The following is a 25,687-nucleotide window of genomic DNA, read 5'->3' on the forward strand; positions in this document are numbered from 1 at the left end:
GGTGCCGTGCTCCTAAAATTGGGATGTCCCGATTTGCAGGTCTCTTAAGGCTTTGTCTGCTGATTTTTAAATTTCATGCTTGCCCATGTCTTTGTTTCAACATCAGCTTGTGTAACATTGCTTGTGTTCACTGCTGTATCTAGTGCGGTAAAGTCTGCTAAAGTTAGCTGCTTGACCTTTTCAATATCACCTTGTTCAACAGCTGTTTTCAAATCTCGTTTTAAATGAGCATTTTTCACTGCCTCATCTTTGGAACGCGAACTTGTAGCAAAGCATTTCTCTAACGTGTCGTAAATTCCTACACGACGCGACATTTTCCGAAATTGGCGTTCTGTATCCAAAAGTTTCGCCATTAGTTCCAAGTGCATTGCATCATCTGCACAAATTTCTTCTAGTACAGCCCATTCATCGCTACCTAATAGACTCAGGTCAGCGCCAGGACGCGGATCTTTGAATTCTTCGCCAGTTACTTCTTGATAAATGCGGGGTAAGCTATCATCAAATTCATGTTTTTCTTCCAGCCAAATGCGACGAATTTCACTCAGTTCTTCTAGAGATATAAGGGTAATATCGCGCATATTTTCTGGGGCTGTTTGACGAATTTGTTTTTCTGCTCCTAATAATCGTCTTAACCAGTACTCTCGCCAATATTTGGTATACGGGCCATGAATTGGTTCAACAGAAATTTCACCCTCGACATTTCGCTCAAATAGTTGAACTTCTCCCCAGATACGGCGAAAGTCTCTTTTTTCACGATCATCTCGAATATCTAACTCATTACGAAGATCTAGTAGAGGTTGCATCCATTCTTTCTCTTCATCATTCTGGATCATTGCCTCCATTGATTTATCCTTATTAACAATTGTACAAACCCAGCAACCAAAACGAGAATCACCACAGCTAGGGGTAGAAGTATCTACAACTAAAGGACACTCATTATCAGCTGTTGCTCCTCGATACATAGTAAATAAATCTTTATTGCTATATCCCCAAGGATTTTGCCATTGATTAAGATAAATCCAAACTTCATCAGTACGCCAATCTTCAATAGGAAGATAAATCAGTGAGTTAGGTCGGTTGGGATTAGCATTTATATGATCGCGTATCCGCCATTCTCGATGTTTAGCCATCGTAACAGCGCGTTTAACACTTTCAGTTTTGCGAGTACCCAAGACAAGAATTACTTCACCATTAGCTTGAATGACTTCACGAATAAAGCTATCAGTAGGTTTAATTTTTAATCTTTCAGTACACCAACGCATACGATTACGCGGTGCTGGGTAGCCTTTGCCAATTAAGTTAACCCAAAACGTATCTTTAACTGCTGGATATAGTAAATGAGCATGAATTGGCATTTCTTGCTCATTTGCAGCTACTTTCATCTGTTCTAGAGAGTTACGTACCCAAACGGAAACTATAGGGTTTTCTACTAATGTATCGGTTGTAATTACATGAATTGGCTTAGTCCGTTTTTCTGGTGGGAGTCCTAATATTGCATTCCAAACCAGTTGTAAAGTTGCAGTACTGTCTTTTCCACCTGAATAACCAACAACCCAAGGTATCGCATCTAAACAATACAATTCTTGAATTTCCACGGTGAGAGCTTGGATATACTCCACTAACTCTGCTACAGTACGTGTCTGCTGACCTTTATTTTCTGATTGTTGTGCTTCAGTCATTGCTCCCTACCTTTGGAAATCTGGGCTTTACGTCATTTTTTCTATCCAAGCGAATAGATGTGTGGGTTCCCAAAAAGTTTTTAAAAACTGCTTAACTAGTATCTAACTTTTTGGACAATATCACTACACTACATAATTAAGTTTTTAAAAATTAACATGAGAGACACTGCATCCGATCCTACTGCCGATATTGCTAGAGAGTACTTAGACAGAGAAAACAAGGAAAAAGAAGTACTAGCGTTAATTTTAGAGAAATTTTTAGAGAAAAAAGACCAAATTCTCGTTCAAAAAACCGAAATGGGGGGTACAGAGGCTTATGTTGGGTCTGTAACTCTAGAATGGTTTGCGGGTCGGGTTCACTTTGCTTCAGGTTTACCTTTACTGCAAAAGAAGTATAATCCTGAGACTGATAACATCGAAATTGACGCAGATAGTATTGATGAAATTCAACAGCGTCCCCTTGACTGGTCGCGTCAAGCACCACTTGTTCAGTATTTAGCGGCGAGAAAAAACCATAAGTTTCCCGCAGTTTTAGTGGTCATTAATCAACCTTGGGTGGATAACCATAAAGCTGCTGAATGGGATGGTGAAGGACGTGCGAGAAAATCTACTACTGATTTTACACCTCTAGATAAAGATGGTAAGGTCGGCTTACTGAATGTTTCTGAAGACAACGTAACTATTTATGCACTCGATGGTCAACATCGATTGATGGGAGTGCAGGGTTTAATAGAGTTAATTAAAACTGGCAAACTCCAGCGATATAAAAAAGATAAAACTGCTGATGATAGTTTTATCACAGTATCGGATTTGCTAGAACAATATCAAGTAGATCCTGCTTATTTACAAAGCTTACCTAAGGAAAAAATTGGTATCGAATTCATTTGTGCGGTGAATGCTGGGGAGACTCGCACAGAAGCTAGGCGAAGGGTAAGGTCGGTTTTTGTTCATGTTAACTTGATGGCTGCACCCTTAACTAAAGGTCAGTTAGCACAACTAAATGAAGATGATGGTTTTGCAATTGTGGCGCGAAAAATTGCAGTTACTCACCCACTTTTGGAACAAAAACCTAATCGTAATCCCCGCGTTAATTGGAATAGTGCAACAGTGGCAGCAAATTCTACAGTTTTGACAACTTTGCAAGCTTTGCAAGATATGTCAGAGAGATATTTAGGTCAAAAATTTCCGCAGTGGAAACCTTTTGAGAAAGGTTTAATTCCTATGCGTCCAGAAGATGAAGAAATTGAACAGGGAATTGAAGAATTCCGCAAACTTTTTGATAATTTGGCAAGCTTACCTAGTTATAAGATTTTAGAACATGAAGATACACCAATTTTACGACGCTTTAGCTTTGAAAAAGGCGGCGGTGAAGGAAATATGCTTTTCCGTCCTGTAGCGCAAGTGGCGTTAGCACAAGCTCTAGGATTTTTAGTGTTTAGAAAAGGTTTGTCTCTCACCAGTATTTTTAAAAAATTACGTAAGTTTGACCAGCAAGGCGGTTTTACTGGTATGGAATATCCCCAGTCTCTTTGGTATGGGGTTTTATACGATCCTAATAAAAAGCGAGTGCAGGTTTCAGGGAAGGAATTAGCTACAAAGTTATTAATTTACATTCTAGGTGGGATTCAAGATTCAATGGAACGTGCTGAACTGCGTAAGGCTTTGGCTAATGCTAGAACTGTAGAAAACAAAACAATTGGTTTTGATGGTGAGTTTGTTGAACTAAAAGAAGTAGGGCTTCCGCCTGTGTTGTAGTTACGCTTGAAATATATTTTGGCGATGCCATTGTAATGCTTCCAGTTCGGGAAAATATTGCTCATTATCTGGTAGAAGTAGTCTCTCTCCATGAAAATCTTTCATAGGTTTAGCGTGGGGAGAAATTTCTTCTAATCCTTTACTAACAAGGATTTTATACCGTTCATCAGCAGTAAACCAACCACGGTCAAAAGCCCAATGGTGATTTTTACACAACGCTATACCATTGTGAATTCTACTGTCATAAAATTGTGCAAATGGTTTTATGTGTGCGCCATCTACAATATTTTGATTTAGAGTTTTAGTGACTCTTAAACCACAAAATGCACATTTATAGTCATACACACGAACAATGGTATTTCTAAAAAAAGCATTTCTAATTAACGTACTTCTCAAACTCCTTTTAGGACTGGCATCTAAATTCGTAACTTTTTCACTTTCCATGTCATAGTTTAATATTTCATTTTGAAAATTTTTGTTAATCGCCACAAGAGATTCTGTAATATCTTCTTCAAGCGAGAACCAAGTTGAGACAATTGCATTGATTAATTCTTGTCTGGCAAAATTATCCTTTATTAATATAAATAGTTCATCATCTAAATAGGCATAGCTAACATCATCTTTCAGCTTAGGAATAGTTTGAGGACGACCACCATCATACACAGAACTAAACTTGAGATGCCAGAACTTACATTTTTCATTTTTTAAGTGAAAAAAAGGTAGTGCAAAATCACTACCTTTAAAAAGGTTATTGGTTGTTATTTCCCAATATTTTTTAAATGTTTCAATTAGATCATCTGAAATAGTAATCTGATTATTTTTTATTAAATCTTTAGAGATAAGCTCTATTACTGATAAAAGTAATACTGGCTTATTGAGAGCATCACCTTTCTTCTGAGTTTTATGTACTTTTAATTTAGCAAAACAATCATAATAGTAAGCCAAATTATTCTGCATAAATGAATTCTCTACTCTCTTTACATTTATTTTTTAAATTGCTAATTTCTTTTAAGAAGATATGAATTTCCTCAGATCGAACTCATCTTCATGATTATCTGAAAATCTTTCCGAACTAAGAAACAATAAAATTCTTTCTGAATAATCTACTGATCCTCGAAGCTCTAATTGCAATATTTCTAGACCACCATTAGCATATTCTTCAAAAACAGAATTACGAATATCAAGATTATTTTGCTCATTGAAAGAAAGAATTTTTATATCTTGAGTTTCATTAATTGCCAATAAGTTTATTACTGTATCATATCCCCTAACAATAAACTGTTCTTGAGGAATTGGTGATGGTTCGCGTTTAGAAATTTCTCCTAAAGGTACACGCTTTTTATGCTTTGCACCCAAAGCAGCAGCAAATACAATCACATCAGCAAAGGTTTGAAAAGGCCCAGTACCACCATCTGAAGAGGTTAACGCTTTAACTAAATCTGCTTTGTCTCTAGCAACCCTGATTCTGCCTGTTTCTGCCATGACTTCAATAACAAATTTGTGGCTATTGTAACTGAAAGCTAGAGCGATCGCCCCATAGTCACATTATTTTATACTCAGTATAAAGAGCGATCGCACTATTTCATCTTCACATCCAAGCGATCGCCCTTTCTTCCCTCTGCGGTTCGGAAAATCTTACATAGGAAATTGCACGTTCTCATACAGCAAAGATATCGGAAAGCGGAAATCAACACTAGTTAAATGCACTTCATCTGCTGCTTCATAAGGGTGTAACTCCCAAAGTCCTCTATCATTTAATCGAAAACAATCTACACCAATTTTTTCAGCATCGATGAGGACGTATTCTTGCAAAGTCTCAATCCGACGATAACTAGTAAATTTAGCACCCCTGTCATAAGCTTCCGTACTTGGAGACAGGACTTCAACAATTAGACAAGGATACTGGAGAAATTGAATCGCTTGTTTATCTCGTTCATCACAACTCACTACAACATCAGGATTATGAAAAGGCCCATTTTCCGACACAGCTACTTTTGCATCCGCCATGTAAGGAAGACATGGACTTCCGCGCAAGTGACTTTTTAAAGCTGAAGCTAAGTTTAAAGCAATCGTTGTATGGGGAAGAGTACCCCCAGTCATGGCGAAAACTTCACCATCAATATATTCGTATTTAATTTCTTGGCGTGCTTCCCATTCCAGATATTCTTGAGGAGACATATACTTGCTGCCTGGACTCGCAACCATAAACTTATTCCCTCTCAAAAGCCACCTTGTTCAACTTTAACTAAAAAACCTCTGCGCCTCCGCGTGAGACATTCACCCCTCCGTCCTCACCGTTACCACCTGCGGCGGCGTAGAATCTGGAGGATACAAAAAATCTACCCGTACTTGTCGCTTCTCTCCCGCTAACATTTTCAACGTCGCCAAAGCTTCCCCCATTTGTCCCCGACGTTGTACCAAATGCACATAGCGGATTTTTTCTCCACCATTATCATCGGTGTAACGCACCCTTACCGTACCGCGAAAAAATATCTGTTCCACCCGTGGCTTTAAAAACAGCAGCCTATCCGTTCCCCCTTCATCTTTTAATGGTGTATGCATTGATACTGCGACTATTCGAGTTTCATCACTAGGATTGTGTAACGGCAAAGTCAGATTGTACTCTACACCGTAGTTACTGTGAGCGAAATACGCCGTGTCAGGATAGCGTTTCAACATCGGCGCACTCTGAATTTGTCCGGTGCTGAGGGTAATTAAATGCACAGTACCTAAAGGATAAGCAAACGCTTTTCCTGGCTGGGGTATCGTTAACTCTGATACATTAGGATTATCCGTCAGATTTGCTTGCCATTGCGTACCTTGGGAGACACCAGCGACGCGGCTAAATACTGTCGGTTCTCTGGGAGGGTCGAGAGGCGTGGGGATGGGGTCGCGTTTTCCTGCTAAACTGCCTGTATCTAAAAGCTTTTGCCATTCAGCTAACGTGGGAGGCGTAACGCTATTTTTGGCTAAGTTTGCCAGATAAACTGGGCGATCGCTCGCTAATCGCATCATCGTTGTGCGACCATTAGAAGAGGGAGCCTGTACTGGAATGGGTAAATTAGCTAATATTTGGGTTTTTCCGGGTTCAATAACCAACTTCTCTGGAAATTTCTCTTGCCTAATTCCCCGCAGTACATCATTCATTGTTCTGCTACCAGGCCCAGCGTAAACTGTGCTTTGGGGATTGTCTACCATATCAGGTAAAGCAATAAACGGTGCTTCAACAGATAGGTAACTTGCTGCGTGCAATACTTGTAGTGTAACTGTTTCATTCCCTGGATTGTGGACAATGATTCCTTGGTAAACAGTGCGGCTTTGGGCTGATGTTTCCGCCCTGACGATATGATGGGCAAATAAATCAAATCTCCCTTGGAAGGGATAATTGAGGTGTGCTTCCGGGACTTGTTTGTTATCAGGGGGGAAGGTAGACAGTAAAATTCCTTCAGTAGTTACCAACTCCGGACTATTGCTGTTAAAGGTGGGGATAGTATCGAGTTTGCCGGGTAAAAGGCGCACTTCTTGCGGTTGGACTTCTACGCCAGCAATATATTGTGGGGGTACTGTGTAGATATTTAGCGCCCGACACATCAAGGCTGCAACTTCGCCTCTAGTGGCGCTTTGCTGGGGTTTTAGCTGTTTGACTTGGGGATAGTTGACGACAATACTGTTAATTGTGGCAGATGCGATCGCACTTTGGGCATAGCTAGGAATTTGTGCCGCATCATTAAAATACTGTTGTAATGTCTGCGTTGGGTTAGATAAAGGACTATAATTTTTCGCCCCAGCCACAACACCGATTATTTGGGCGCGGGGAATTGGCTGATTAGGTTGAAAAACCCCTCCTGGATAACCGGAGAAAAAGCCTTTTTGATAAGCAGTAGCAATTGCTTTGTTTGCCCAATAATTAGTCGGTACATCTTTAAATGTAGCTGCACTGCGCTTGATAGGTGCATCAGGGAAAGCATTCAACATTAATACTGCGGCTTCCGCCCGTGTTACCGTTGCTTCTGGGCGAAAACTACCATCGGGATAGCCTGTAATTAATTTCCGTTCTCCTAATTGTTGAACGCAATCTTTCGCCCAATATTTTTGGGTATCAGAAAAGGTGAGGGTGATAGGATTTGATAGGGTAAAAACTGAGGCAAGTATTAGTTGTAGGCGCATTAATAGAGATTAGTAAAAACTAAGGCTATTAAAGCATTTTATGAGAAATTTTCATCACCAATCTCGTTTCACTTCGACAACCTCTGTATACTCAAACTCATTGGGACTTTGCCTTACCAAAGGATATCTTTCCCCACCCAATTCAATATAATCTTGTTCGCAATCTGGCTTGGAAGAAAAGTAAGTTAATACATATTCTCTACCAATTCTATCTGCCATTTCTTCTTCAACTTCACCCCGCCATTGTGTTTTAGTCACCAATACAATTAACTGATTCGCTAATTTGGGAATTGTTTGAGCAATATGTCTTCTAGAAATTTCATCTAAACTGCCAAAAGGCGAATCCATCACAATGGGGAAGGTGCTGCTTTCTGGTAACATTAGCATTTTTCGTTTTTCACTCCACTCCCTGACTCTGTCAATAATACTGGCGATAAAAGATAAACTAAGAATCTGATTCTCTCCAGTAGACGCTGCAACTGGTGCTTCTACTCCGGATGTATTTTCTACTAATGTCAATTCATATTTATCGCTAATTTTGGGAATATAAGGAGTAAAAGATATTTCTGCAAATATCTCCTGTACTCGCTTCTCAAGTTGCAGGCGAAATTGCTTTTCTTGACGGTTTCTTACTTCTGTTAACCTTTCAATTGCATCTTGAGTAGCGTTAATTCTTCGCTGTGCTAATGCTTGGCGTTCTTCATTTAGTTTTTGCTTGGCGATTTGTTTACCTAAGGCTTCGATTTCTGTTGTAAAGTGAGCAATTTGCTGTTGGTTAGCGCCTTGTTCTCTATTTAATTCGTCAATTTTATTTTCGATTCCGTCTAAGCGTTTCTGTAAGCTGCTAATCTCTTCGTTAGCGTCTTTACGCAATCGATCTTGAATGTTATCTAATTCACTTTCAATTTGTGAAATATTTTGCCTTAATTGATTAATTCTTGCTTGTTCTCGATCGACTTCTTGCCAAAATGCTATAGCTTGCTTATCAATTTCATCAACTTGGGCGCTCATGCGAATTGCTGTTTCTTCTACAGCCGAGGAACCTGCTTTATCTAACCAGATTTTTACCTGTTCGTGGGAATTACTACCTTGATTTAAATCTGTACCGCAAATACAACGTTGAGAATTGAGTAACTCGTTGACAAACTCCCGCGAAATTCCCGTAGTTAATTCACCACGCTGCTTTAAATCATGCATGATTTCCCGAAATTGGGCTGTAGTTTCACAAAGGAGAACTGTATAACCTCGTGCGGAAATAATTTTCTTTAGGGCTTCGCGAGTTTTCTTATATTCTTCTTTATAGGCTTGGTTTTGTACTTCTAAATTTTGACAGCGTTCCTGTAATTCTTTCGCCGCACTCAGTTCTCTTAAGCGGTTACTTGTCTCTTTTTTGAAGGTTTGTTGATATTCTAATTCTTGTTTAATTTCGGTTTGGCGTTGATTAATCGTCTCAATCTCTCGTTCTATCTTTTCTTGCTGTCGCAAAAGCTGCTTAATTTCGGAATCACCAATGGCTTTTAAGTCATTCTCTAGATTTTTTTTCGCATCACCCAAATGCTTAATTGAACGGTTAATTACCTCCACCCCCAAGAATATCTTTGTAGCTTCAGCAATTTCTGCTTTTTTATCAGAACGGACGATTTCTTCAATGCGTTCGCCGTCAAAGAAAAAATATTGATGCAAACTTGCAGGTAAAATTTGATTGATAATATCTTCTGGTTGCTGGGGTGGGAAATACCATTTACCGTCATCGCCACCCACCCACATGGTTAATTGAGTTTTACCAGCTTCAAAATCACTTTCGTTTTTGTAAACTCGACTGGCGCGTTTTACGCGATAGCGTTTACCTTCATGTTCCCAGCCAATTTCTACCCAACATTCTACAGCTTGTTTGTGTTTCGCTTCGGCGATCGCTCTTTTATTAACTAGCTGTTCTACCGATGCAAATGCTGCACTAAACTTCTCATATAGTACCCAGGTAAAGGCATTCAGTAAACTGGTTTTTCCAGAGCCATTATTACCATGAATAATCGTTGTGTTGAGAACATCTCCCCCAGAAATTACTATTTCTGGTGTCGTACCATAAAAGGAGCGGAAATTACACAGCTTAATTGAAGTCAGCTTCATCGCACCTCTTCTTTGATAATCAGCAGAATTTCATCGTTAATGTGAGTGTTGATTCGCTTATCTAGTCTGCCTTTTTCCAGCTTCCATACTCGTTCAATAATTTGCCGCACTTCCGGCGGGGCGCTAGTAATTGGCTCCTGCACATCATCGATATTTTGCTCTGGTGACATTGCGGATTGTAGATACTTTTTTCTTTATTTTACCTGTATCTCTGAGTGCGATCGCATCCGTTAAGTCACGGTTTGTCTTATCTTTAATTATTCAATTTTTTTGGCAAGAAAGGCTTTATTTTAGGGTTATATAATGGTATACTGCAAGTATCTAAATATAATGGAATATTTGTATTTTTTTTAATTCATTTAACATCCCATTATTAAGAATACAATTTTATTGTCCCACACCTCTGTCTCCATTCTTCACTATCACAACAGTTTTTACAAAAAGCAATAAAAAACCACAGATCGACACCGAGAATTCAAATATCTAACAACCCATAACGCTTTTGTAAAGCAAGTAATTTCATTCTTGCTTCGCCAGCGTTGTCAGCTAAATCAGCAAACTCCACAAAGCGTCGTAATTCTTTTTTTAATAAATTGCGTTCTACTTCTATAGTTTCCCTTTCTAAATCTGGCGGTAAAACTATCATGTCAAAAATCGTTGCGCGTTCTTTTCCAGGATGAGGACGCAAAACTCGTCCTCGTCGTTGGATAAACTGACGGGGATTTCCAGAACTTGATAAAATCACCGCAGTTTGAATTGCTGGGATATCCACACCTTCATCTAAACAGCGAATTGCTACCAAACCTTGCAACTCCCCGCTTTCAAATTGACGGCGTAAAACCTCTCTTTCTTGTAAAGAAGTTTGAGCAGTGTAGGTACTGACTTTGTACCCCAGTTCGACACCGAGAATTTTGGCTACAGCTTTGAGTTGACGCAGAGATGAACGTTGTCCAACTTCTTGGGAACCATCACTGCAATAGAATAGGGTGTGAGTGGTATCTTTGCGAGTCGCCATTAATTCCCGCAAAGCCTTTAATTTGTTTTCCGCCGCACCAATTAACCTGGCGCGTTGCATCAATAACGGCTTTAAATCTTCGTTATCTTCAAAGTCTCCGACTGCGCCATTTTCTCTTTCTCGATATAACAGCGATCGCCCAATTCTGCGAGTTAATTTTAAATAAGCAATACTTTCGGCTTCTGTTAATTCCACCAAAACCGGATAGTAGAGATAATGTACCAAAGCACCTTGGGCGATCGCATCCCTCAAAGTAAATTCTGGCTGGAGAACAGGGCCAAAATAATCAAACAAAGATTGGGTGCCATAATCATCAAAGTACCTTTCCGGCGTGGCAGACAAAGCCAATCGCAAGCCAACCCTGCGTGGTAAACTTTCCTCTAACTTTGGTGCGCCTAAGTTATGGGCTTCATCGCCAATAATCAAAGTTCTATCGGGTAAATATTTCAGTTGTGACTGAAAGCCATCGCCAATTAATGTGGAGTTGGTAGTAATTACCGTGACAAATCTTTGCGAACCAGAACGCAGATTATAAATTTGCGTAGAAAGCTGACTTTGCCAATTGCGGACATTCTCAAAAGCTAAAATTGGCTGTAAGTTAAACTTTTCGCATTCTCGCGCCCATTGGGTGACAAGATGACGATAGGGACACACCACCACCAACACTTGTAAGTTAATCTGCTGGTATAATTCACAAGCGATCGCCAATGCTGTGATAGTTTTACCACTACCAGTTGCCATTTTTAGCGTACCTCTGCCGTTGTTAGCAAACCAGCTAGTAATAGCTTGTCGCTGATATTGCCGCAATTGCAGAGATTGTGGCATTCTTGGACATCCTGGTAATGGTTGTTGAGCTTGATAATTTCCCGAATTTTCCCTTAACAATGGTAATCGTAAGCGGAAAGCGGGCAATTCCTGCACTCGATTTAGCGTCAGGTACATAAAATGTCAATTAATGAAGGTGGTGATGAACCCTAGTCAAAAGTCCAAAGTCAAGAGTCAAGGGTCAAATATTTCTTCTCCCTTGTCTCTAGTTATAGTCACGCCAAACAGCGACTAAAGAACCTTGCACTTGCACGTGTATAGCCGGAACTTCAATAGGTTGATACTTTGCATTTGCAGGTTTGAGGGTAACGCGATCGCCACTGCGATAAAAGCGCTTTAATGTAGTACCATGTCCATCAACTCTGGCGGCGACGATAGTGCCATTTTTGAGATGATTTGGTTCTGGTACTGGACGCAAAAATACTAAATCGCCATCAGCAATTAAATCTTCAATCATACTGTCGCCAGCTACCCGCAAAGCATAACTTTGGGGAGGTAAGGAAAAATTAGTAATATCTAAATGTTCGACAGCATCTGTAAAAGGTTCAATTAAACCGCCAGCAGCAATAGTACCTAAAATTGGTACACCTGTCGCTACAGGACGCAAAATTCTGATTGTGCGCGCTTTTCCTTCAGTCCATTCAATATATCCTTTAGTGCGTAAATGTTCTAAACGACTTTGAATTGGTGCTGGTGACTTTAAGTTCATCGCCTGCATCATTTGCCTAATTGAAGGCGAATGCTGATGCGTTCGGATATATTCCGCCAGCCATTCATATAGTTCTTGTTGAGCTTCGGTTAAACGTTCCATAATTTTGTCGGGAAGTAATTACAAATGTCCCTAGAACATTAGTACTACATAAAATCCCATATAAGCAAGGTAAAAGTAAAAATATATAGCTGCTATTTTGAAGATTAAATCTATATTTATCTATATTTATCTCTGAGGGACTAATTTTTTTGATGTATTTCATCCAATATTAAAGCGCTAAAAAAGGCAAAAGCAAGATACCTATCTATTCTTTTGCCTTTTCACTTGCTATTCTGCCCCTAAGATACTGGCAAGCAAAGCTTTTTGTGCGTGCATTCGATTTTCGGCTTGATCCCAAACTCGCGATTGATTGCCTTCAATTACTGCTTCGGTAATTTCTTCACCGCGATGGGCTGGTAAGCAATGTAAAACAATTGCTTCTCGGTCAGCAAGGCTTAATAACTGTTCGGAAATTTGGTAAGGTTGGAAAATCGGGAAGCGATCGTCTGCTTCTGCTTCTTGTCCCATACTTGCCCAGACATCAGTGTAAAGAACAGCCGCACCCTTAGCGGCAATTTCTGGGTCGTGGGTGAGGAGAACTTCAGTTTGATTATTCGCGATCGCTCTTGCTTGTTCGACTATTTTAGAATCGGGTTCATAGCCTGGAGGCGTAGCGATTCTCACATTCATTCCCGCCAAAGCACAGCCTAGCATTAAGGAATTAGCAACATTATTCCCATCACCCACGTAGGTCAAAGTTAACCCACTCAGGCTACCAAAGCATTCTTGAATCGTCATTAAATCGGCTAATACCTGACAAGGATGTTCTGCATCAGTCAGCGCATTAATTACAGGAATCTTGGCATAACTAGCAAAAGTTTCTAACTCTTCCTGCGCAAAAGTCCGAATTGCCAAAACATCCAAATATCGATCCAATACCCGTGCGGTATCTTGCACAGGTTCCCCACGACTCACTTGGGTGACATTGGGATTGAGATCGATTACCTGTCCACCCAATTGGTACATCGCCACAGTAAAACTTACTCGCGTGCGAGTTGAAGCTTTGGAGAACAACAATCCCAATACTTTGTTACTTCGCAATTTTAGCTGTTGTGATTTGAGTTGAGACGCTAATTGCAGAAGTTCTTGAAGTTCTGTAGAACTGAGGTCTGCCAGACTTAATAAATCTCGTCCGTTCAACGCTACCATGCTTTGTGAATCTGTAAAGAACCAGTGATGTTTTTCTATGCCTTGAGCCAGCCCTGTGAAAAATTATCGCTTTAAAACTTTACCAGATATTTTCGCGTCCAAGGCAGGATTTTAAGTTAGCTTTTACGTGAAATCTTGATAAATCAAGATTGTCAATCTTCAAATTTGCAGCTTTTTTTTGGCATTCATGACATTTCAGCTTATTTCTGGGACTTTGTGCGATCGCTATACTCAGAGATATCATCCCTCAACAACCAAAAATTTCTTGGCTCTTCCTGCTAGACAAATCGCTTATCTATGCTATAATCAAAAATCGGTGAGTGCTTAAACAGCCTCAATCAACTTGCCAGCATAGCACAGTGGTAGTGCATCCGACTTGTAATCGGAAGGTCGTCGGTTCAAATCCGACTGCTGGCTTTAAACCCAGAACTACATGATATACAAGCGCATTTTTTGCGAGTAATCCTTAAAGTATAAGTAGCGGCTAAGTCAAATCTATTAGCAGCAGATAGGTTTGATGCAATGCCAGATTTTAGTGGAGCGCAATTTATTATGACTGCTTTAACTTTACAATTACCTCCTAATCTGCAATTCACTGATGAGGAATTTGCACAGATTGTTGCTGTGAATAAAGAATTACGGCTAGAGTTAACTGCTGAAGGGGAATTAATTATTATGGCACCTACTGGAGGAGAAACAGGAAACCGTAATTTTGAACTCTATCTCGATTTAGGCATTTGGAACCGACAAAATAAGCTCGGAAAAGCTTTTGATTCTTCTACTGGGTTTAAACTTCCTAATGGTGCAACTCGTTCGCCTGATGCTTCTTGGATAAAAATAGAAAAATGGGAAGCTCTTACGCCAGAACAAAGAAAGAAATTTCTGCCGTTGTGTCCTGATTTCGCAGTGGAATTAGTTTCGGAAACTGATGATTTAGAAGACACTCAAGCCAAGATGCAAGAATACTTAGCAAATGGCTTACAACTCGGTTGGTTAATTAATCCGAAAGATAAACAAGTAATAATTTATCGCCTCAATCAAGCACCAGAAATTTTACAATCCCCCACAAATTTATCTGGGGAAGATGTTCTACCGGGTTTTGTTTTAAATTTACAGCAAATTTTTGCATAGATTACTAATTATCTAAATTTTCTATCTACAATTACTGGCGCTCTCACATTAAAATTTTTATCGAAACAGATACTGGTGTGTTTACAGCCGCAAGAAGGTAAACTTTATCGTGTGTTTACTGCTTGGTGGTAAGGAAACTTTATCAGTTTATTTTGAATAAGTTGTCTAAAAATAAATAGTAACTAAAGAAAATATAATTTTGTAATTATGCTGGAATTTAAACAAGGCAACTTATTAGAAGAAAATGCGGAAGCTCTAGTGAACACGGTTAATTGTGTTGGTGTGATGGGTAAAGGTATTGCCTTGCAATTCAAGCAAGCCTATCCTGAAAACTTTCGTCAATACGAACAAGCCTGTCGCGCTAGTAAAGTGCAGCTAGGAAAAATGTTTATAGTAGCTACAGATAGTGTATTAAATCCCAGATACATTATTAACTTCCCCACCAAACGCCATTGGAGAAATCAATCAAAAATCGAAGACATTAAAAGTGGATTGGTAGATTTAGTGCAACAAGTGCAGCAATTAGATATCAAATCAATTGCAATGCCAGCTTTAGGATGTGGTAGTGGTAGCCTAAATTGGGCTGATATTAAGCCATTAATAGAATCAGCCTTCGCCCAACTAGCAGATGTACAAGTAATTATTTTTGAGCCTATATCTTAAAGCAGCACAGATAAATGTGTGAGCTAAATCTAGTTCTATTGTACTATTTAGCCGACATTATGCTCAAGCCAATGAGGTTGAGCTAGTTAATGATGATAAATTATTTTCTACTGGGATTGCGATCGCTCCTGAGGATGCTTGTCTGCAATAGCTAATAAATATTAGGGACTGTTCCAAACTTGCAATTACCAATTACCCAACATATCGATAGAGAATTTCAACTTGCTTATGTCTAATTTGCCACCACTCAATACAGAAACTATTTGGGCAATTCTCAACGAAACAATTGATGATGCAACAGTAAATCAGTTGGTATGGCATTACTTAGGTTATCGCTACAACTCTGCTACTGAAGAATGGGACAATAGCGAAGTCGCACCAGAATGGCGAGAAGAGTATCCACAACCACCAGATTTTATTGATAGTCGTCCTGCAACAGTCAAATTAACTCGTTCCATTCCCAAGGAGAACAAACAAATACTTAAAGAAAAATTGGGTTTCAAAGGTTACAAAATTGGGGAATTCGGGCCTCGACAGACTCGCAGAGCAACAGCAGCAAATTGGTTATTTAGTTATCTGCATCAAAATAGCACTAATTTAGATTAATTTCAAATAGCAGATATTGGTGCAAAATCAGATAATTTACGCCTAATATCTGCTAATTTCATGCTTATTAAACTTTTAATGTCAATTTTAATAAGTAATAAATTTAAAATTTATTTCCCAAGACAGACGAAATAATTATCAATTTATTTCTAGAGAATGATTTGTTAATTTAATTAAAAATTAGAAAATATTTTTACCAAAATTTTCCCCTCAAAATTAATACTATGGCAAAGCCAATTGAATTTAATCTATTTGCTCCCTACAACAAAGGCGCAGCATTAATTGGTTCTTTTTCTGATTGGCAAGAGATTCCAATGGAAAAAGGAGATGATGGTTATTTCCGTACCTCTGTTGAATTAGAAGATGGTGAGTATCAATATAAATTTCGCGTTCAATCAAATTCATGGTTTATGGAGCCAGAACAATGGGTTGACGTGACAGATCCTTACGCAACTAATATTGACGAATTTGGAGGTAAAGATAACGGCATTGTCCGTATTAAAGATGGGGAAAGGATTGTTGATACCTATGTTTGGCAACATGACGATAAACCTTTGCCTGCTGACCACGAATTAGTAATTTATGAATTGCACGTCGGGGATTTTTCTGGTGGTGAAGACGATCCTTATGCACGAGGCAAATATAAACACGTTGTTGAAAAACTAGATTATTTATGTGAATTAGGAATCAACGCGATCGAGTTGATGCCAGTTAAAGAATATCCTGGTGACTATAGCTGGGGTTATAATCCTCGCTATTTTTTTGCAACCGAATCTAGTTATGGTTCTACAGAAGGGTTAAAAAATCTCATTGATGAGTGCCATGCTAGAGGTATTCGTGTCATTATGGATGGTATTTATAATCATTCAGAATCTAGCAGTCCATTAACACAAATTGACCACGATTATTGGTATCACCACGCACCTCGCGATCCCGATAATAGCTGGGGGCCTGAGTTTAATTACGAACATTATGACGAAAACTTAGATACATATCCAGCCAGAAAATTTATTGGAGATACAGTCAGGTTTTGGATTGAAGAATATCATATAGATGGTATTCGCTATGATGCGGCGCGGCAAATCGCTAACTACGATTTTATGCACTGGATTGTTCAAGAAGCGAAAAATGCTGCTGGTGCAAAACCCTTTTACAATATTGCCGAACACATTCCAGAAACTACCAGCATTACCAATATAGATGGGCCAATGGATGGTTGCTGGCATGACAGTTTTTACCATACAGTTATTGCACACATTTGTAGTGATACTTTCGATTTAGAAAATCTTAAAGACTTAATTGATAGTAAACGTCAAGGCTTTATGGGTGCTACCAATGTAGTAAATTATCTCACCAACCACGACCACGATCGCCTGATGGTAGAATTGGGTAATCGGAATATTTTTGATGAAGAAGCATTTAGAAGAGCTAAATTAGGAGTAGCGATTCTAATGACAGCTGTTGGGGTGCCTTTGGTGTGGATGGGTGAAGAATTTGGGGAGTACAAACCCAAACAACCTGAGTCAGCCAAAATTGATTGGACTTTACTTGGTAACGACCTAAATTCTAGTTTGTTTGAATACTATAAGGGCTTGATTAACTTGCGTAAAAATAGCCATGCACTCTACACAGAGAATATTGATTTTATTCATGAAAATCCAGAGGCAAAAGTAATCGCTTACAGCCGTTGGAATGATGAAGGTTCGCGTGTTGTTGTAGTAGCAAATTTTTCTGAAAACTTCCTAGGTGGGTATCATATTCCTAACTTTCCTTGTAGCGGCACATGGCACGAGTGGACAGCTAATTATGATGTGGAAGCTGGTGATGATGGCATCATTACTGATATTGGGCCATATGAAGCCAAAGTATTTGTTTGGCAGTAATTAATTACACTCGTACTGAGGAATAATCTAATAATCAAAAAGAGGGGGAAATATTGCCCCCTTTTAATTTAGAAAAATCATACAAGTATTTAATTCTATTAATTCTGGTCTAATAAAATACAATCAAAAATAGAAATTTATAAATTATAAAATTTAGTTTTTTAACAATTCTCTGATTTTGGATTTTATTTTGTACTAGAAAGTGTGTATAATTTTTAAGCCTCAATACAGTAGCATAAATCACATGATCTGCTCCATGCGCCACACATTATTCGATGCCAACATTGAGAATTCTCACGTCTTATTAACTCCCAACGAAGTAAAAGCAAAAGTACCATTAACTAAATTAGCTGAACAGACAGTTCTAAAATATAGGGAAGAACTAGAACAAATTCTAGACTTTCAAGATAGAAGAAAATTTATCGTTGTTGGGCCTTGTTCAATTCACGATCCAAAAGCAGCGATCGAATATTCACAAAGACTAAAACTTTTAGCAGAGAAAGTCCAAGATAGATTACTCTTGGTAATGCGGGTATATTTTGAAAAACCCAGAACAACAGTAGGATGGAAAGGATTAATTAACGATCCAGAAATGGATGATTCTTTTCATGTAGAAAATGGTTTATTAATTGCCCGTAGCTTACTGTTACAAATTGCCGAAATGGGCTTACCTGCGGCTACAGAAGCACTCGATCCAATCATACCTCAATACATTAGCGAACTGATTGCCTGGTCTGCCATTGGCGCACGCACCACCGAATCACAAACTCACCGAGAAATGGCGAGTGGACTTTCCATGCCTGTAGGTTTTAAAAATGGTACTGATGGTAATATCCAAGTAGCCTTAAATGCTCTACAATCTGCTAGAACTCCTCACAATTTTCTTGGCATTAATCAAGATGGGCAGGTCAGCGTATTTCAAACTAGAGGCAATGCCTACGGTCATGTTATTTTAAGGGGTGGTAATCAACCCAATTTCGATGCTGAAAATGTTCGCTTGGTAGAAGAGAAGTTAAAAGAAGCGAATTTACCACCAAGAATTGTAATAGACTGTAGTCATGGCAATACAAATAAAGACTACAAGTTACAAGCATCTGTTTTGGAAAACGTAATTCAACAAGTAGTTGATGGAAATACATCGATTGTCGGCATGATGCTGGAATCGAATTTATATGAAGGTAATCAATCAGTTAATTGCCAAAAAGATGAGTTGAAATATGGTGTATCCGTGACAGATAAGTGCATTGGTTGGGAGGAAACAGAAAGAATTATTTTGGCAGCTTACGAAAAACTTAAGTAATTTTAGTGTTACCTAGAACAGAGCCACCAATGAAATTGGATGTATAAATCCAATTTCTCTAGTGGCTTTTGAATATGCGATCGCTGTTACATAAATTAATAGTTAAAAATGATGAAAATAGAACATCCAAGTAGGTTCTATCTATTTATTTAGTTTTTTATTTAAAGAAAATTTAGAAGAATAATCTTTTCAACCAAAGACACCACTTCTCAATTTCTGTTAAATTGATTAATTGCTTATCTAAATTTACACAATCTATCCAAACATTATTTTCACAATAAAAACCGGATTCACCAATTATCTGATAACCATTTGCTTGATAAAATTTTACCGATGACAAAGATGATATTACATCAATGACTTTATATTTATTTTGTATAGCTATTTCTTCGATAAAGCTAAGTATTTGTGTGCCTATACCTTGACGCACAAAATTTGGATGAACATATATACCACCTATCCTGGATTGCTGATTTAGAAGACATGCAAATCCAATGATTTCATTTTGATATTCTGCTACAACTACGATCTCATTTAGCTGTAATCTTGCTAATCTTTGACTTTTTATCAAAGACTTAATCTGGCTTAAATTATAATTTGGTGATAATGCGCTAAGTGACTCAGCCTGTAGTTTCAAAATATTCTCTAAATCTTCAGGTTTTGATAAACGAATCTGTACATCCATAAAACTTTACAGTAGGTTTTGTCCGAAACGAAAATAATACTTTACATATAGTCTTCCCATAATACTTGGACAACCAACACTCTAAGGTACGGATGCTAAAACCCAGAAAACCAGTCTCTTCCTGCTTTATATGCTCAATTACTCGTTTGCGATCGCATTTTGGAAGGCATAAGAGCATTACTGCCTTTGAAGCTTTAAACAGCTATTTTGCAGCAGAAAAAAGCCGCAAAAGTTAAGTTTGCGTAACCTACTGCTATAAACTATTAATTAACCTCCCCAGTTAAATGAACTTGAGGAGGTTGATGCATTAATTAGTTAAAAAGCTGAGATTGCCTATTTATCTACCTCACAAAATTGTGCCAACTTCTTTCAAATAAACCCTTGTAAATGGTTCATCTTCTCCCAAGGTGTATTCTTCAATTAACCCTTTACGGCTAATAGAAACACTTTCTCCTTTCTTAATCACGACAGTAGAACCATCTAATACATCTCGTACTAGCATCATCTCAATCTCGGTGGGATTATCGAGAACCACCATATTACTACCGTGATAAAACATTCCACAATTTTCTAAAATCTCATCTTCGTATTCGGCAATTAGTAAATCAAGTTTGGGATTACGCAACAAACTTTGCACATTGCTGTTGTAATCTTTGCTCAAAACTTTTTTCGACCGATTCACAAAAACGCCATCATGACAAACAGCGCCTATTGTCCACTCAGGATGTTGCAACAGGATATGGTCTATCGTTTCTTGCAACTCTTGAACTGAGATTTTATTAAAGGTAATGATTGGGATTCTAGCCTCTGTACCTGATTCAAAAAAGGTTCCTAAGATATGAGAAGGTACATCCACACTATCACCAACTGCCGGGTTAAGATGCATTAAAATTCCGGGTGCGGCGTTGATTTCTAAAATGGCGAAGTTACCAGATTTCCAAGATTCAGCCAGGCTTTTAGTAATAACATCAATACCCAGACAAGTTAATCGGAAGTGTTGGGCAATATCCTGCGCCAAAATGATGTTGTCATGATGAACTGTGTGGGTTGCATTAATGCTGATACCGCCAGCGGAAAGATTCGCTACTTTGCGAAGATAAACGGTGCGGTCTTTTTCAATGACGCTATCTAATGTCAAACGCTGTTCTTTTAAGTACAATTCCATTGCTTCATCGCGCTGGATTTTACTCATTGGAGAAGTGGGAGTATCCCAACGCGCAGGTTTGCGGTTTTCTTGGCGAATTAACTCATCAATAGTGGAGTAGCCATCACCCACAACCGATGCAGGACGCCGTTCTGTGGCGGCGACAAATTTACCATTGACGCAAAGCAAGCGAAAATCTGCCCCAGATATACTTTTCTCGACAATTATGCGGGTAGGTTGTTCGTCAGGAATTGCAGCCAGCGCCCTACCATAAGCAGATTCTAGTTCTTCAGAATCTTGTACCTCGGCTGTCACACCAATGCCTTTGTGGCCGACTACAGGCTTAACTGCTACGGGATAGCCAATTTCTCTGGCTACTGCTAGGGCTTCTTTTTCAGAAATCACGATATCACCCTCAGGTACGGGGAAACCCAAGGTTTTTAAGAAAGCCTTGCAGTCATCTTTGCGAGTGGTAAAGTCTGAATCTATATGGCTATCACAGTCAAATGTAGTTGCAATACCGCGAATATGTTTTTTCCCAAAACCGTATTGCATCAGTCCTTCTTCCCACAAATAAAAAGTGGGAATACCTTTTTCGTATGCTGTGCGCAATAAGGAGTAGACTGTGGGGCCACCGTAAACAGATTGCCTAAATTTATTTTGTAACCGTGCTAGCTCATCTTCAAACAAAAAGTCTGCATCGCGGTTAATAGCCTCAAACCAATCCCAAACAAAGTACACTACCCCTCTAGTTGTGCGTTCGTGAAGCGATTGAATAGCAATACGCACAGAATCGGAATTTGGTTGTACACTCCAACGGGTTAGGTGTAAGCCCATTTCCAATTTTCCTACCTCTGATAGAGTTTGGGCAAACAGATGGGTGTAGGATTCGTATTCTTGATTGCCTAAATTGGGATAGCGATCGCTAATAATGGCAACATAATCCTCAATGGGCAGAGGTTTTCTATACTCTGTCAACACAAAATCAAATACTAAAGCCCCTACTTCCAAATAGGGATTTGGCCCCATGTAATGCTTGAAGTGGAAAATATCGAATACGTCGGTTTTTCTGGCATTGATGCGGACTGCATCGGTGCTTTTTTCTTGAAGCATTGATCATAAACCTCTAGCTAGACACCCTGAAGTCCGGACGCTTAGTTGCGTTTACCCAGACCTATCTACGATCGATTAATTCTTGTTATTGCTTGGGGAGCGATCGCTTGGCGATGAAATCAGAGTATAAAACTCAACCCTCACTGAGACAGCTTAACTCTCCTGACAAAGTTTTTCAGCTATCTAAGGGCATAATCAAACCAATATCTTTTTACACTCGATACTACCCATAAAAAATATAACCTTTGAAAGGTGCGATCGCCTCACAATTCCTATATATCTAAAATACGCATATTCAGAGATAGCAAAGTATGAACAGCGCACAACTTTCTTTGAGAAATGAAGTTCGGCAACTTGCCGATCGAGCATTTCACCTCAAACTTATTTCTGGTCATGGAGATGGACCAGATAGCGATGAGTACCAAATTGTTTATCAGGGTAAACCTAGACATTTGCCACTAGAACAAGCTCGGCTTTTTTTAGTCAACTTGCTTTACAGAAGTCAAGTGCATTAGAAAATTAGAAACAAACAACTTTGAATAAATCTGCAATTTTTTGTTAAAAATTTATTAGCAAGCAATCACTTTCTACATTTTTTCGATTTTCTAAATCAAGTAGATTGTCAAGAGCAAATTTATAAGCCTCTCAAAAAATATGCAAGAGGCTTATAAATATATTAGAACAAGTAAACTAACAATTAATTGAAACAAAATTTAATTAACGTATTATAAATTCAGTGTATAAATCTCTATTTAAAATTTAATTATTTAATCTACCAAATGGATGATTTTATAGTTGTAATTGTCATGCTTTATTGAAAATACTTACATAAAAATTTTAGGTGAGATCATGGTGACGACCAATATTAAACGCCAGCTAGTGATAATTGGTGGAGCTGAAGATAAAGAGGGAGATTGTCAAATCCTGCGAGAGTTTCTGCGACGTGCAGGAGGTACGAAGGCTCATATCGTCATTATGACAGCAGCAACAGAACTTCCAAGAGAAGTAGGAGAAAATTATATTAGAGTCTTTGAAAGGTTAGGAGCAGAGAAAGTTCGGATAGTTGATACCGAAACTCGTGAAGATGCAGCTTCATCAACTGCTTTAGCAGCAGTGAATGATGCAACTGGAATATTTTTTACAGGAGGCGACCAAGCCCGCATTACTAGCATTCTCAAAGACACTCAACTTGATGAAGCTATTCACAAGCGATTTGCTGAAGGTGTCGTTGTCGCAGGTACAAGTGCGGGTGCTGCCGTCATGCCTGACACAATGATTGTAGAAGGTGATTCTGAAACAAATCCGCGAATTGAAATTGTCGATATTGGCCCTGGTATGGGCTTTTTACCAGGAGTAATTATCGATCAACATTTTTCACAACGCGGTCGTCTTGGACGCTTAATTTCTGCTTTGTTACAAGAACCCGCTGACTTAGGATTTGGTATTGATGAGAATACCGCTATGGTTGTTACTGATAACCAAATTGAAGTTGTTGGTGAAGGTGCAGTCACAATTGTTGATGAATCAGACGCAACACACAACAATATTGACGAAATTTTGAAGGATGAACCTTTAGCTATTTTCGGAGCTAAACTTCACATCTTGCCAAATGGTTATAAATTCGATCTCGAAACCCGCAAGCCTATCCTGCATAATGCCTCAGTAGCAGATTCATCTGTACCCGTTGGTTCAGGAAATGTCTAACTGTTAGTAGATGCAGATGAATTAACTGGAAAGTGAATATTAATCCTTTAGTAATGTTTATCTTTTGCTGGTCTCCCAATTAACTTATCAGGAATTAAAAAATCTTTCGATCGGGAGTTTGGGAGATTAATAACATTAACTTTACATCCAAATAAAAAATTGTAGTAAGGACTTTATTGCAATTGTTGCAACTTAAAGTCTTTACTGCAAAATTTATTTTGGCTAATTTAAAAATGGATATCAGGAATCAAAATGTCTGGTGTTATCGAATTTAACTTGTTTGCACCTCGTAATAAGAAAGCTGCGTTAATCGGTTCCTTCTCTGACTGGCAGGAAACACCAATGGAGAAAACCGAGGATGGTTATTTTCGGACGCAAATAAATTTAGAAGATGGTATTTATCAATATAAATTCCGCGTACAAACTCAAAGTCCTAATTTTGAACCTGATGAATGGATAGAAGTTATCGACCCTTATGCCACCGATGTTGATGAGCAACAAAAACTTGGCTTGGTAAACATTAAAAACGGTCAACGAATTGTTGATAGTTATAGTTGGCAATACGATGATATACCTCTACCAGAAAATGAAGCATTAATAATATATGAAATGCACGTTGCCGATTTTACTGGTGGCGATATTGATAGTGAAAAACGCGGCACATATTTAGATGCTATTGAAAAGTTAGATTATCTTCAAGAATTAGGAATTAATGCAGTTGAATTAATGCCCGTTAATGAGTATCCTGGCGACTATAGCTGGGGCTATAAAGTACGTCATTTTTTCGCAACAGAATCTAGTTATGGCTCAACAGAAGATTTAAAGCGGTTAATTGATGAGTGTCATCATAGAGGTATTCGGGTTTTCATGGATGGAATTTATAACCATACTGATGAAGAATGCCCGTTAATGTTGATTGACAGAAATTACTGGTACTACGAACACATGCACTACCCGGAAGACCCGGCGAATTATTGGGGGCCAGAGTTTAATTACGATAAATATGACGAACAATTAGATGTTAAACCTTCTTGGAAATACGTCGGAGATGTAGTGCGTTTTTGGGTGCAGGAGTATCACATTGATGGTATTCGCTTTGATGCAGTGCGCCAGTTAGCGAACTTTGAATTTTTGCATTGGTTAGCTATGCAAGCCAAAAAAAATACTGCACCTAAACCGTTTTATAATATTGCCGAACATATTCCTGATACCAGCAAAATTACAACACCACAGGGGCCGCTAGATGCTTGCTGGCATGAAAGTTTTCACTACTTTGTCATCCCACATATTTGTGGTGAGAAATTTGAAATAGAGCATCTCAAGCAGGTTTTAGACCCCAGACAGCAGGGTTATAAAACTGGTACGAATGTTATTAATTACCTAGCAACTCACGATCGCGAACGTTTATTTAGAGAATTAGGTAACAAAGGTATCTTTGATGAAGCAGCATTTACACGCGCTAAGTTAGCTGCTGTGCTGTTAATGACAGCAATGGGTATCCCAATGTTGTGGATGGGTGAAGAGTTTGGCGAACACAAACGCAAAAGCCAAAACGTTAATCAGCCAAAAAAAATCGCTTGGCCATTGCTAGAACATCCCGAAAATCAAGATTTATTTGAGTATTACAGAAAACTCATCCTCCTACGTAAACACAATCCAGCCCTGCAAAGTGAGAATATAGAGTTTTTCCACGAAGATCCACAGGCGAAACTCCTAGCATACGTTCGTTGGGACGAGCGAGGTTCTCAAGTGGTGGTTGTGGTAAACTTCTGCGATCGCGATCTCAAAGATTATCAAATTCCCAACTTTCCCACTGGAGAACATTGGCAAGATTGGTTTGCAAACACTCAAGTCGAACCTAGGAAAGATGGTTTGGTAACTGACATACAACCCTACACAGCCAAAATATTCGTTTCTTAGTGCAGTAAAG

The 25,687-nt window shown here is 38.8% G+C and carries 22 protein-coding genes and 1 tRNA gene; 11 read left to right on the forward strand and 12 right to left on the reverse strand.

Annotation, left to right across the window (positions count from 1 at the left end; genetic code table 11):
* Positions 1-44: 44 nt before the first annotated feature.
* Positions 45-1,679 (reverse strand): DNA phosphorothioation system sulfurtransferase DndC, encoded by a 1,635-nt coding sequence (dndC, locus tag AACU33_RS09425; RefSeq protein ID WP_096588264.1) that lies wholly within the window; start codon positions 1,677-1,679, stop codon positions 45-47.
* A 156-nt stretch (positions 1,680-1,835) separates the two neighbouring features.
* Between dndC and AACU33_RS09430 the strand changes: the two genes are divergently transcribed.
* The gene (locus tag AACU33_RS09430) at positions 1,836-3,434 is read left to right on the forward strand and encodes a DGQHR domain-containing protein (RefSeq protein WP_096588265.1); all 1,599 of its coding nucleotides are present in this window, start codon (positions 1,836-1,838) and stop codon (positions 3,432-3,434) included.
* Here AACU33_RS09430 and AACU33_RS09435 read toward each other — a convergent pair whose 3' ends face one another.
* From AACU33_RS09435 to argF, 9 genes are all read right to left on the reverse strand, one after another.
* Entirely contained in the window at positions 3,435-4,391 is a 957-nt protein-coding gene (locus AACU33_RS09435; RefSeq protein ID WP_096588266.1) for an HNH endonuclease, read from the reverse strand.
* A gap of 51 nt (positions 4,392-4,442) precedes the next feature.
* Entirely contained in the window at positions 4,443-4,916 is a 474-nt protein-coding gene (locus AACU33_RS09440) for a DNA phosphorothioation-associated protein 4 (RefSeq protein ID WP_096588267.1), read from the reverse strand.
* A gap of 153 nt (positions 4,917-5,069) precedes the next feature.
* Entirely contained in the window at positions 5,070-5,639 is a 570-nt protein-coding gene (locus AACU33_RS09445; protein WP_096588268.1) for a Uma2 family endonuclease, read from the reverse strand.
* A gap of 72 nt (positions 5,640-5,711) precedes the next feature.
* On the reverse strand, positions 5,712-7,601 hold the full coding sequence (locus AACU33_RS09450; protein WP_096588269.1) for a DUF3370 family protein: 1,890 nt from the start codon (positions 7,599-7,601) through the stop codon (positions 5,712-5,714).
* Between the two features lie 54 nt (positions 7,602-7,655).
* The gene (locus AACU33_RS09455) at positions 7,656-9,728 is read right to left on the reverse strand and encodes an AAA family ATPase (RefSeq protein WP_096588270.1); all 2,073 of its coding nucleotides are present in this window, start codon (positions 9,726-9,728) and stop codon (positions 7,656-7,658) included.
* Positions 9,725-9,898: a hypothetical protein gene (locus tag AACU33_RS09460; protein ID WP_339375880.1), complete on the reverse strand. Its 174-nt coding sequence runs from the start codon at positions 9,896-9,898 to the stop codon at positions 9,725-9,727. Before AACU33_RS09460 ends, AACU33_RS09455 begins: the two co-directional genes overlap by 4 nt.
* 305 nt (positions 9,899-10,203) lie before the next feature.
* Positions 10,204-11,685, reverse strand: coding sequence for a DNA phosphorothioation system restriction enzyme (locus tag AACU33_RS09465; RefSeq protein WP_096588271.1), 1,482 nt, complete (start codon positions 11,683-11,685; stop codon positions 10,204-10,206).
* A gap of 88 nt (positions 11,686-11,773) precedes the next feature.
* On the reverse strand, positions 11,774-12,379 hold the full coding sequence (gene lexA, locus AACU33_RS09470; protein ID WP_096588272.1) for a transcriptional repressor LexA: 606 nt from the start codon (positions 12,377-12,379) through the stop codon (positions 11,774-11,776).
* Positions 12,380-12,607: 228 nt separating this feature from the next.
* On the reverse strand, positions 12,608-13,528 hold the full coding sequence (gene argF, locus AACU33_RS09475; protein ID WP_096588273.1) for an ornithine carbamoyltransferase: 921 nt from the start codon (positions 13,526-13,528) through the stop codon (positions 12,608-12,610).
* Between the two features lie 187 nt (positions 13,529-13,715).
* Here argF and AACU33_RS09480 point away from each other — a divergent pair, with 187 nt between their 5' ends.
* The 7 genes from AACU33_RS09480 to AACU33_RS09510 all read left to right on the forward strand — a co-directional run bounded on the left by AACU33_RS09480 (position 13,716) and on the right by AACU33_RS09510 (position 19,111).
* Positions 13,716-13,856 (forward strand): hypothetical protein, encoded by a 141-nt coding sequence (locus tag AACU33_RS09480; RefSeq protein WP_339375881.1) that lies wholly within the window; start codon positions 13,716-13,718, stop codon positions 13,854-13,856.
* 17 nt (positions 13,857-13,873) lie between these two features.
* Positions 13,874-13,945, forward strand: a tRNA-Thr gene (locus tag AACU33_RS09485).
* Positions 13,946-14,080: 135 nt separating this feature from the next.
* Positions 14,081-14,659 (forward strand): Uma2 family endonuclease, encoded by a 579-nt coding sequence (locus AACU33_RS09490; protein ID WP_096595202.1) that lies wholly within the window; start codon positions 14,081-14,083, stop codon positions 14,657-14,659.
* Positions 14,660-14,866: 207 nt separating this feature from the next.
* Positions 14,867-15,322, forward strand: a complete 456-nt coding sequence (darG, locus tag AACU33_RS09495; RefSeq protein WP_096588274.1) for a type II toxin-antitoxin system antitoxin DNA ADP-ribosyl glycohydrolase DarG — start codon at positions 14,867-14,869, stop codon at positions 15,320-15,322.
* A 228-nt stretch (positions 15,323-15,550) separates the two neighbouring features.
* A complete protein-coding gene (locus AACU33_RS09500) occupies positions 15,551-15,928 on the forward strand; it encodes a DUF1823 family protein (RefSeq protein WP_096588275.1) in 378 nt (125 codons plus the stop codon).
* Positions 15,929-16,152: 224 nt separating this feature from the next.
* Positions 16,153-17,811, forward strand: coding sequence for an alpha-amylase family glycosyl hydrolase (locus AACU33_RS09505; RefSeq protein WP_096588276.1), 1,659 nt, complete (start codon positions 16,153-16,155; stop codon positions 17,809-17,811).
* Positions 17,812-18,067: 256 nt separating this feature from the next.
* On the forward strand, positions 18,068-19,111 hold the full coding sequence (locus tag AACU33_RS09510) for a 3-deoxy-7-phosphoheptulonate synthase (RefSeq protein ID WP_096588277.1): 1,044 nt from the start codon (positions 18,068-18,070) through the stop codon (positions 19,109-19,111).
* 172 nt (positions 19,112-19,283) lie between these two features.
* On the opposite strand, the gene AACU33_RS09515 is transcribed toward AACU33_RS09510, so the two are convergent.
* Both AACU33_RS09515 and AACU33_RS09520 read right to left on the reverse strand, forming a co-directional pair.
* Positions 19,284-19,796, reverse strand: coding sequence for a GNAT family N-acetyltransferase (locus AACU33_RS09515; protein WP_096588278.1), 513 nt, complete (start codon positions 19,794-19,796; stop codon positions 19,284-19,286).
* 346 nt (positions 19,797-20,142) lie between these two features.
* Positions 20,143-22,053, reverse strand: coding sequence for an ATP-binding protein (locus tag AACU33_RS09520; protein WP_096588279.1), 1,911 nt, complete (start codon positions 22,051-22,053; stop codon positions 20,143-20,145).
* A 311-nt stretch (positions 22,054-22,364) separates the two neighbouring features.
* Here AACU33_RS09520 and AACU33_RS09525 point away from each other — a divergent pair, with 311 nt between their 5' ends.
* The 3 genes from AACU33_RS09525 (at position 22,365) to AACU33_RS09535 (ending at position 25,677) form a co-directional block, all read left to right on the forward strand.
* Positions 22,365-22,568: a hypothetical protein gene (locus tag AACU33_RS09525; protein ID WP_096588280.1), complete on the forward strand. Its 204-nt coding sequence runs from the start codon at positions 22,365-22,367 to the stop codon at positions 22,566-22,568.
* Positions 22,569-22,902: 334 nt separating this feature from the next.
* Complete coding sequence (locus tag AACU33_RS09530) at positions 22,903-23,757, forward strand: cyanophycinase (protein ID WP_096588281.1); 855 nt, start codon at positions 22,903-22,905, stop codon at positions 23,755-23,757.
* Positions 23,758-24,009: 252 nt separating this feature from the next.
* Positions 24,010-25,677: an alpha-amylase family glycosyl hydrolase gene (locus tag AACU33_RS09535; RefSeq protein ID WP_096588282.1), complete on the forward strand. Its 1,668-nt coding sequence runs from the start codon at positions 24,010-24,012 to the stop codon at positions 25,675-25,677.
* Positions 25,678-25,687: the final 10 nt, after the last annotated feature.

The sequence above is a fragment of the Calothrix sp. NIES-2098 genome, assembly GCF_963875125.1.
GTDB lineage: Bacteria > Cyanobacteriota > Cyanobacteriia > Cyanobacteriales > Nostocaceae > Aulosira.

What these genes read in the sequence shown, in the direction of transcription:
- AACU33_RS09520 (WP_096588279.1), bottom strand. Translation starts at nt 22,053, where the DNA reads ATGCTTCAAGAAAAAAGCACCGATGCAGTCCGCATCAATGCCAGAAAA.
- AACU33_RS09465 (WP_096588271.1), bottom strand. Translation starts at nt 11,685, where the DNA reads ATGTACCTGACGCTAAATCGAGTGCAGGAATTGCCCGCTTTCCGCTTA.
- AACU33_RS09430 (WP_096588265.1), top strand. Translation starts at nt 1,836, where the DNA reads ATGAGAGACACTGCATCCGATCCTACTGCCGATATTGCTAGAGAGTAC.
- AACU33_RS09440 (WP_096588267.1), bottom strand. Translation starts at nt 4,916, where the DNA reads ATGGCAGAAACAGGCAGAATCAGGGTTGCTAGAGACAAAGCAGATTTA.
- darG (WP_096588274.1), top strand. Translation starts at nt 14,867, where the DNA reads ATGCTGGAATTTAAACAAGGCAACTTATTAGAAGAAAATGCGGAAGCT.
- lexA (WP_096588272.1), bottom strand. Translation starts at nt 12,379, where the DNA reads ATGGAACGTTTAACCGAAGCTCAACAAGAACTATATGAATGGCTGGCG.
- AACU33_RS09450 (WP_096588269.1), bottom strand. Translation starts at nt 7,601, where the DNA reads ATGCGCCTACAACTAATACTTGCCTCAGTTTTTACCCTATCAAATCCT.
- AACU33_RS09525 (WP_096588280.1), top strand. Translation starts at nt 22,365, where the DNA reads ATGAACAGCGCACAACTTTCTTTGAGAAATGAAGTTCGGCAACTTGCC.
- dndC (WP_096588264.1), bottom strand. Translation starts at nt 1,679, where the DNA reads ATGACTGAAGCACAACAATCAGAAAATAAAGGTCAGCAGACACGTACT.
- AACU33_RS09435 (WP_096588266.1), bottom strand. Translation starts at nt 4,391, where the DNA reads ATGCAGAATAATTTGGCTTACTATTATGATTGTTTTGCTAAATTAAAA.
- AACU33_RS09455 (WP_096588270.1), bottom strand. Translation starts at nt 9,728, where the DNA reads ATGAAGCTGACTTCAATTAAGCTGTGTAATTTCCGCTCCTTTTATGGT.
- AACU33_RS09480 (WP_339375881.1), top strand. Translation starts at nt 13,716, where the DNA reads ATGACATTTCAGCTTATTTCTGGGACTTTGTGCGATCGCTATACTCAG.
- AACU33_RS09500 (WP_096588275.1), top strand. Translation starts at nt 15,551, where the DNA reads ATGTCTAATTTGCCACCACTCAATACAGAAACTATTTGGGCAATTCTC.
- AACU33_RS09490 (WP_096595202.1), top strand. Translation starts at nt 14,081, where the DNA reads ATGACTGCTTTAACTTTACAATTACCTCCTAATCTGCAATTCACTGAT.
- AACU33_RS09460 (WP_339375880.1), bottom strand. Translation starts at nt 9,898, where the DNA reads ATGTCACCAGAGCAAAATATCGATGATGTGCAGGAGCCAATTACTAGC.
- AACU33_RS09515 (WP_096588278.1), bottom strand. Translation starts at nt 19,796, where the DNA reads ATGGATGTACAGATTCGTTTATCAAAACCTGAAGATTTAGAGAATATT.
- AACU33_RS09535 (WP_096588282.1), top strand. Translation starts at nt 24,010, where the DNA reads ATGTCTGGTGTTATCGAATTTAACTTGTTTGCACCTCGTAATAAGAAA.
- AACU33_RS09510 (WP_096588277.1), top strand. Translation starts at nt 18,068, where the DNA reads ATGCGCCACACATTATTCGATGCCAACATTGAGAATTCTCACGTCTTA.
- AACU33_RS09530 (WP_096588281.1), top strand. Translation starts at nt 22,903, where the DNA reads ATGGTGACGACCAATATTAAACGCCAGCTAGTGATAATTGGTGGAGCT.
- AACU33_RS09445 (WP_096588268.1), bottom strand. Translation starts at nt 5,639, where the DNA reads ATGGTTGCGAGTCCAGGCAGCAAGTATATGTCTCCTCAAGAATATCTG.
- AACU33_RS09505 (WP_096588276.1), top strand. Translation starts at nt 16,153, where the DNA reads ATGGCAAAGCCAATTGAATTTAATCTATTTGCTCCCTACAACAAAGGC.
- argF (WP_096588273.1), bottom strand. Translation starts at nt 13,528, where the DNA reads ATGGTAGCGTTGAACGGACGAGATTTATTAAGTCTGGCAGACCTCAGT.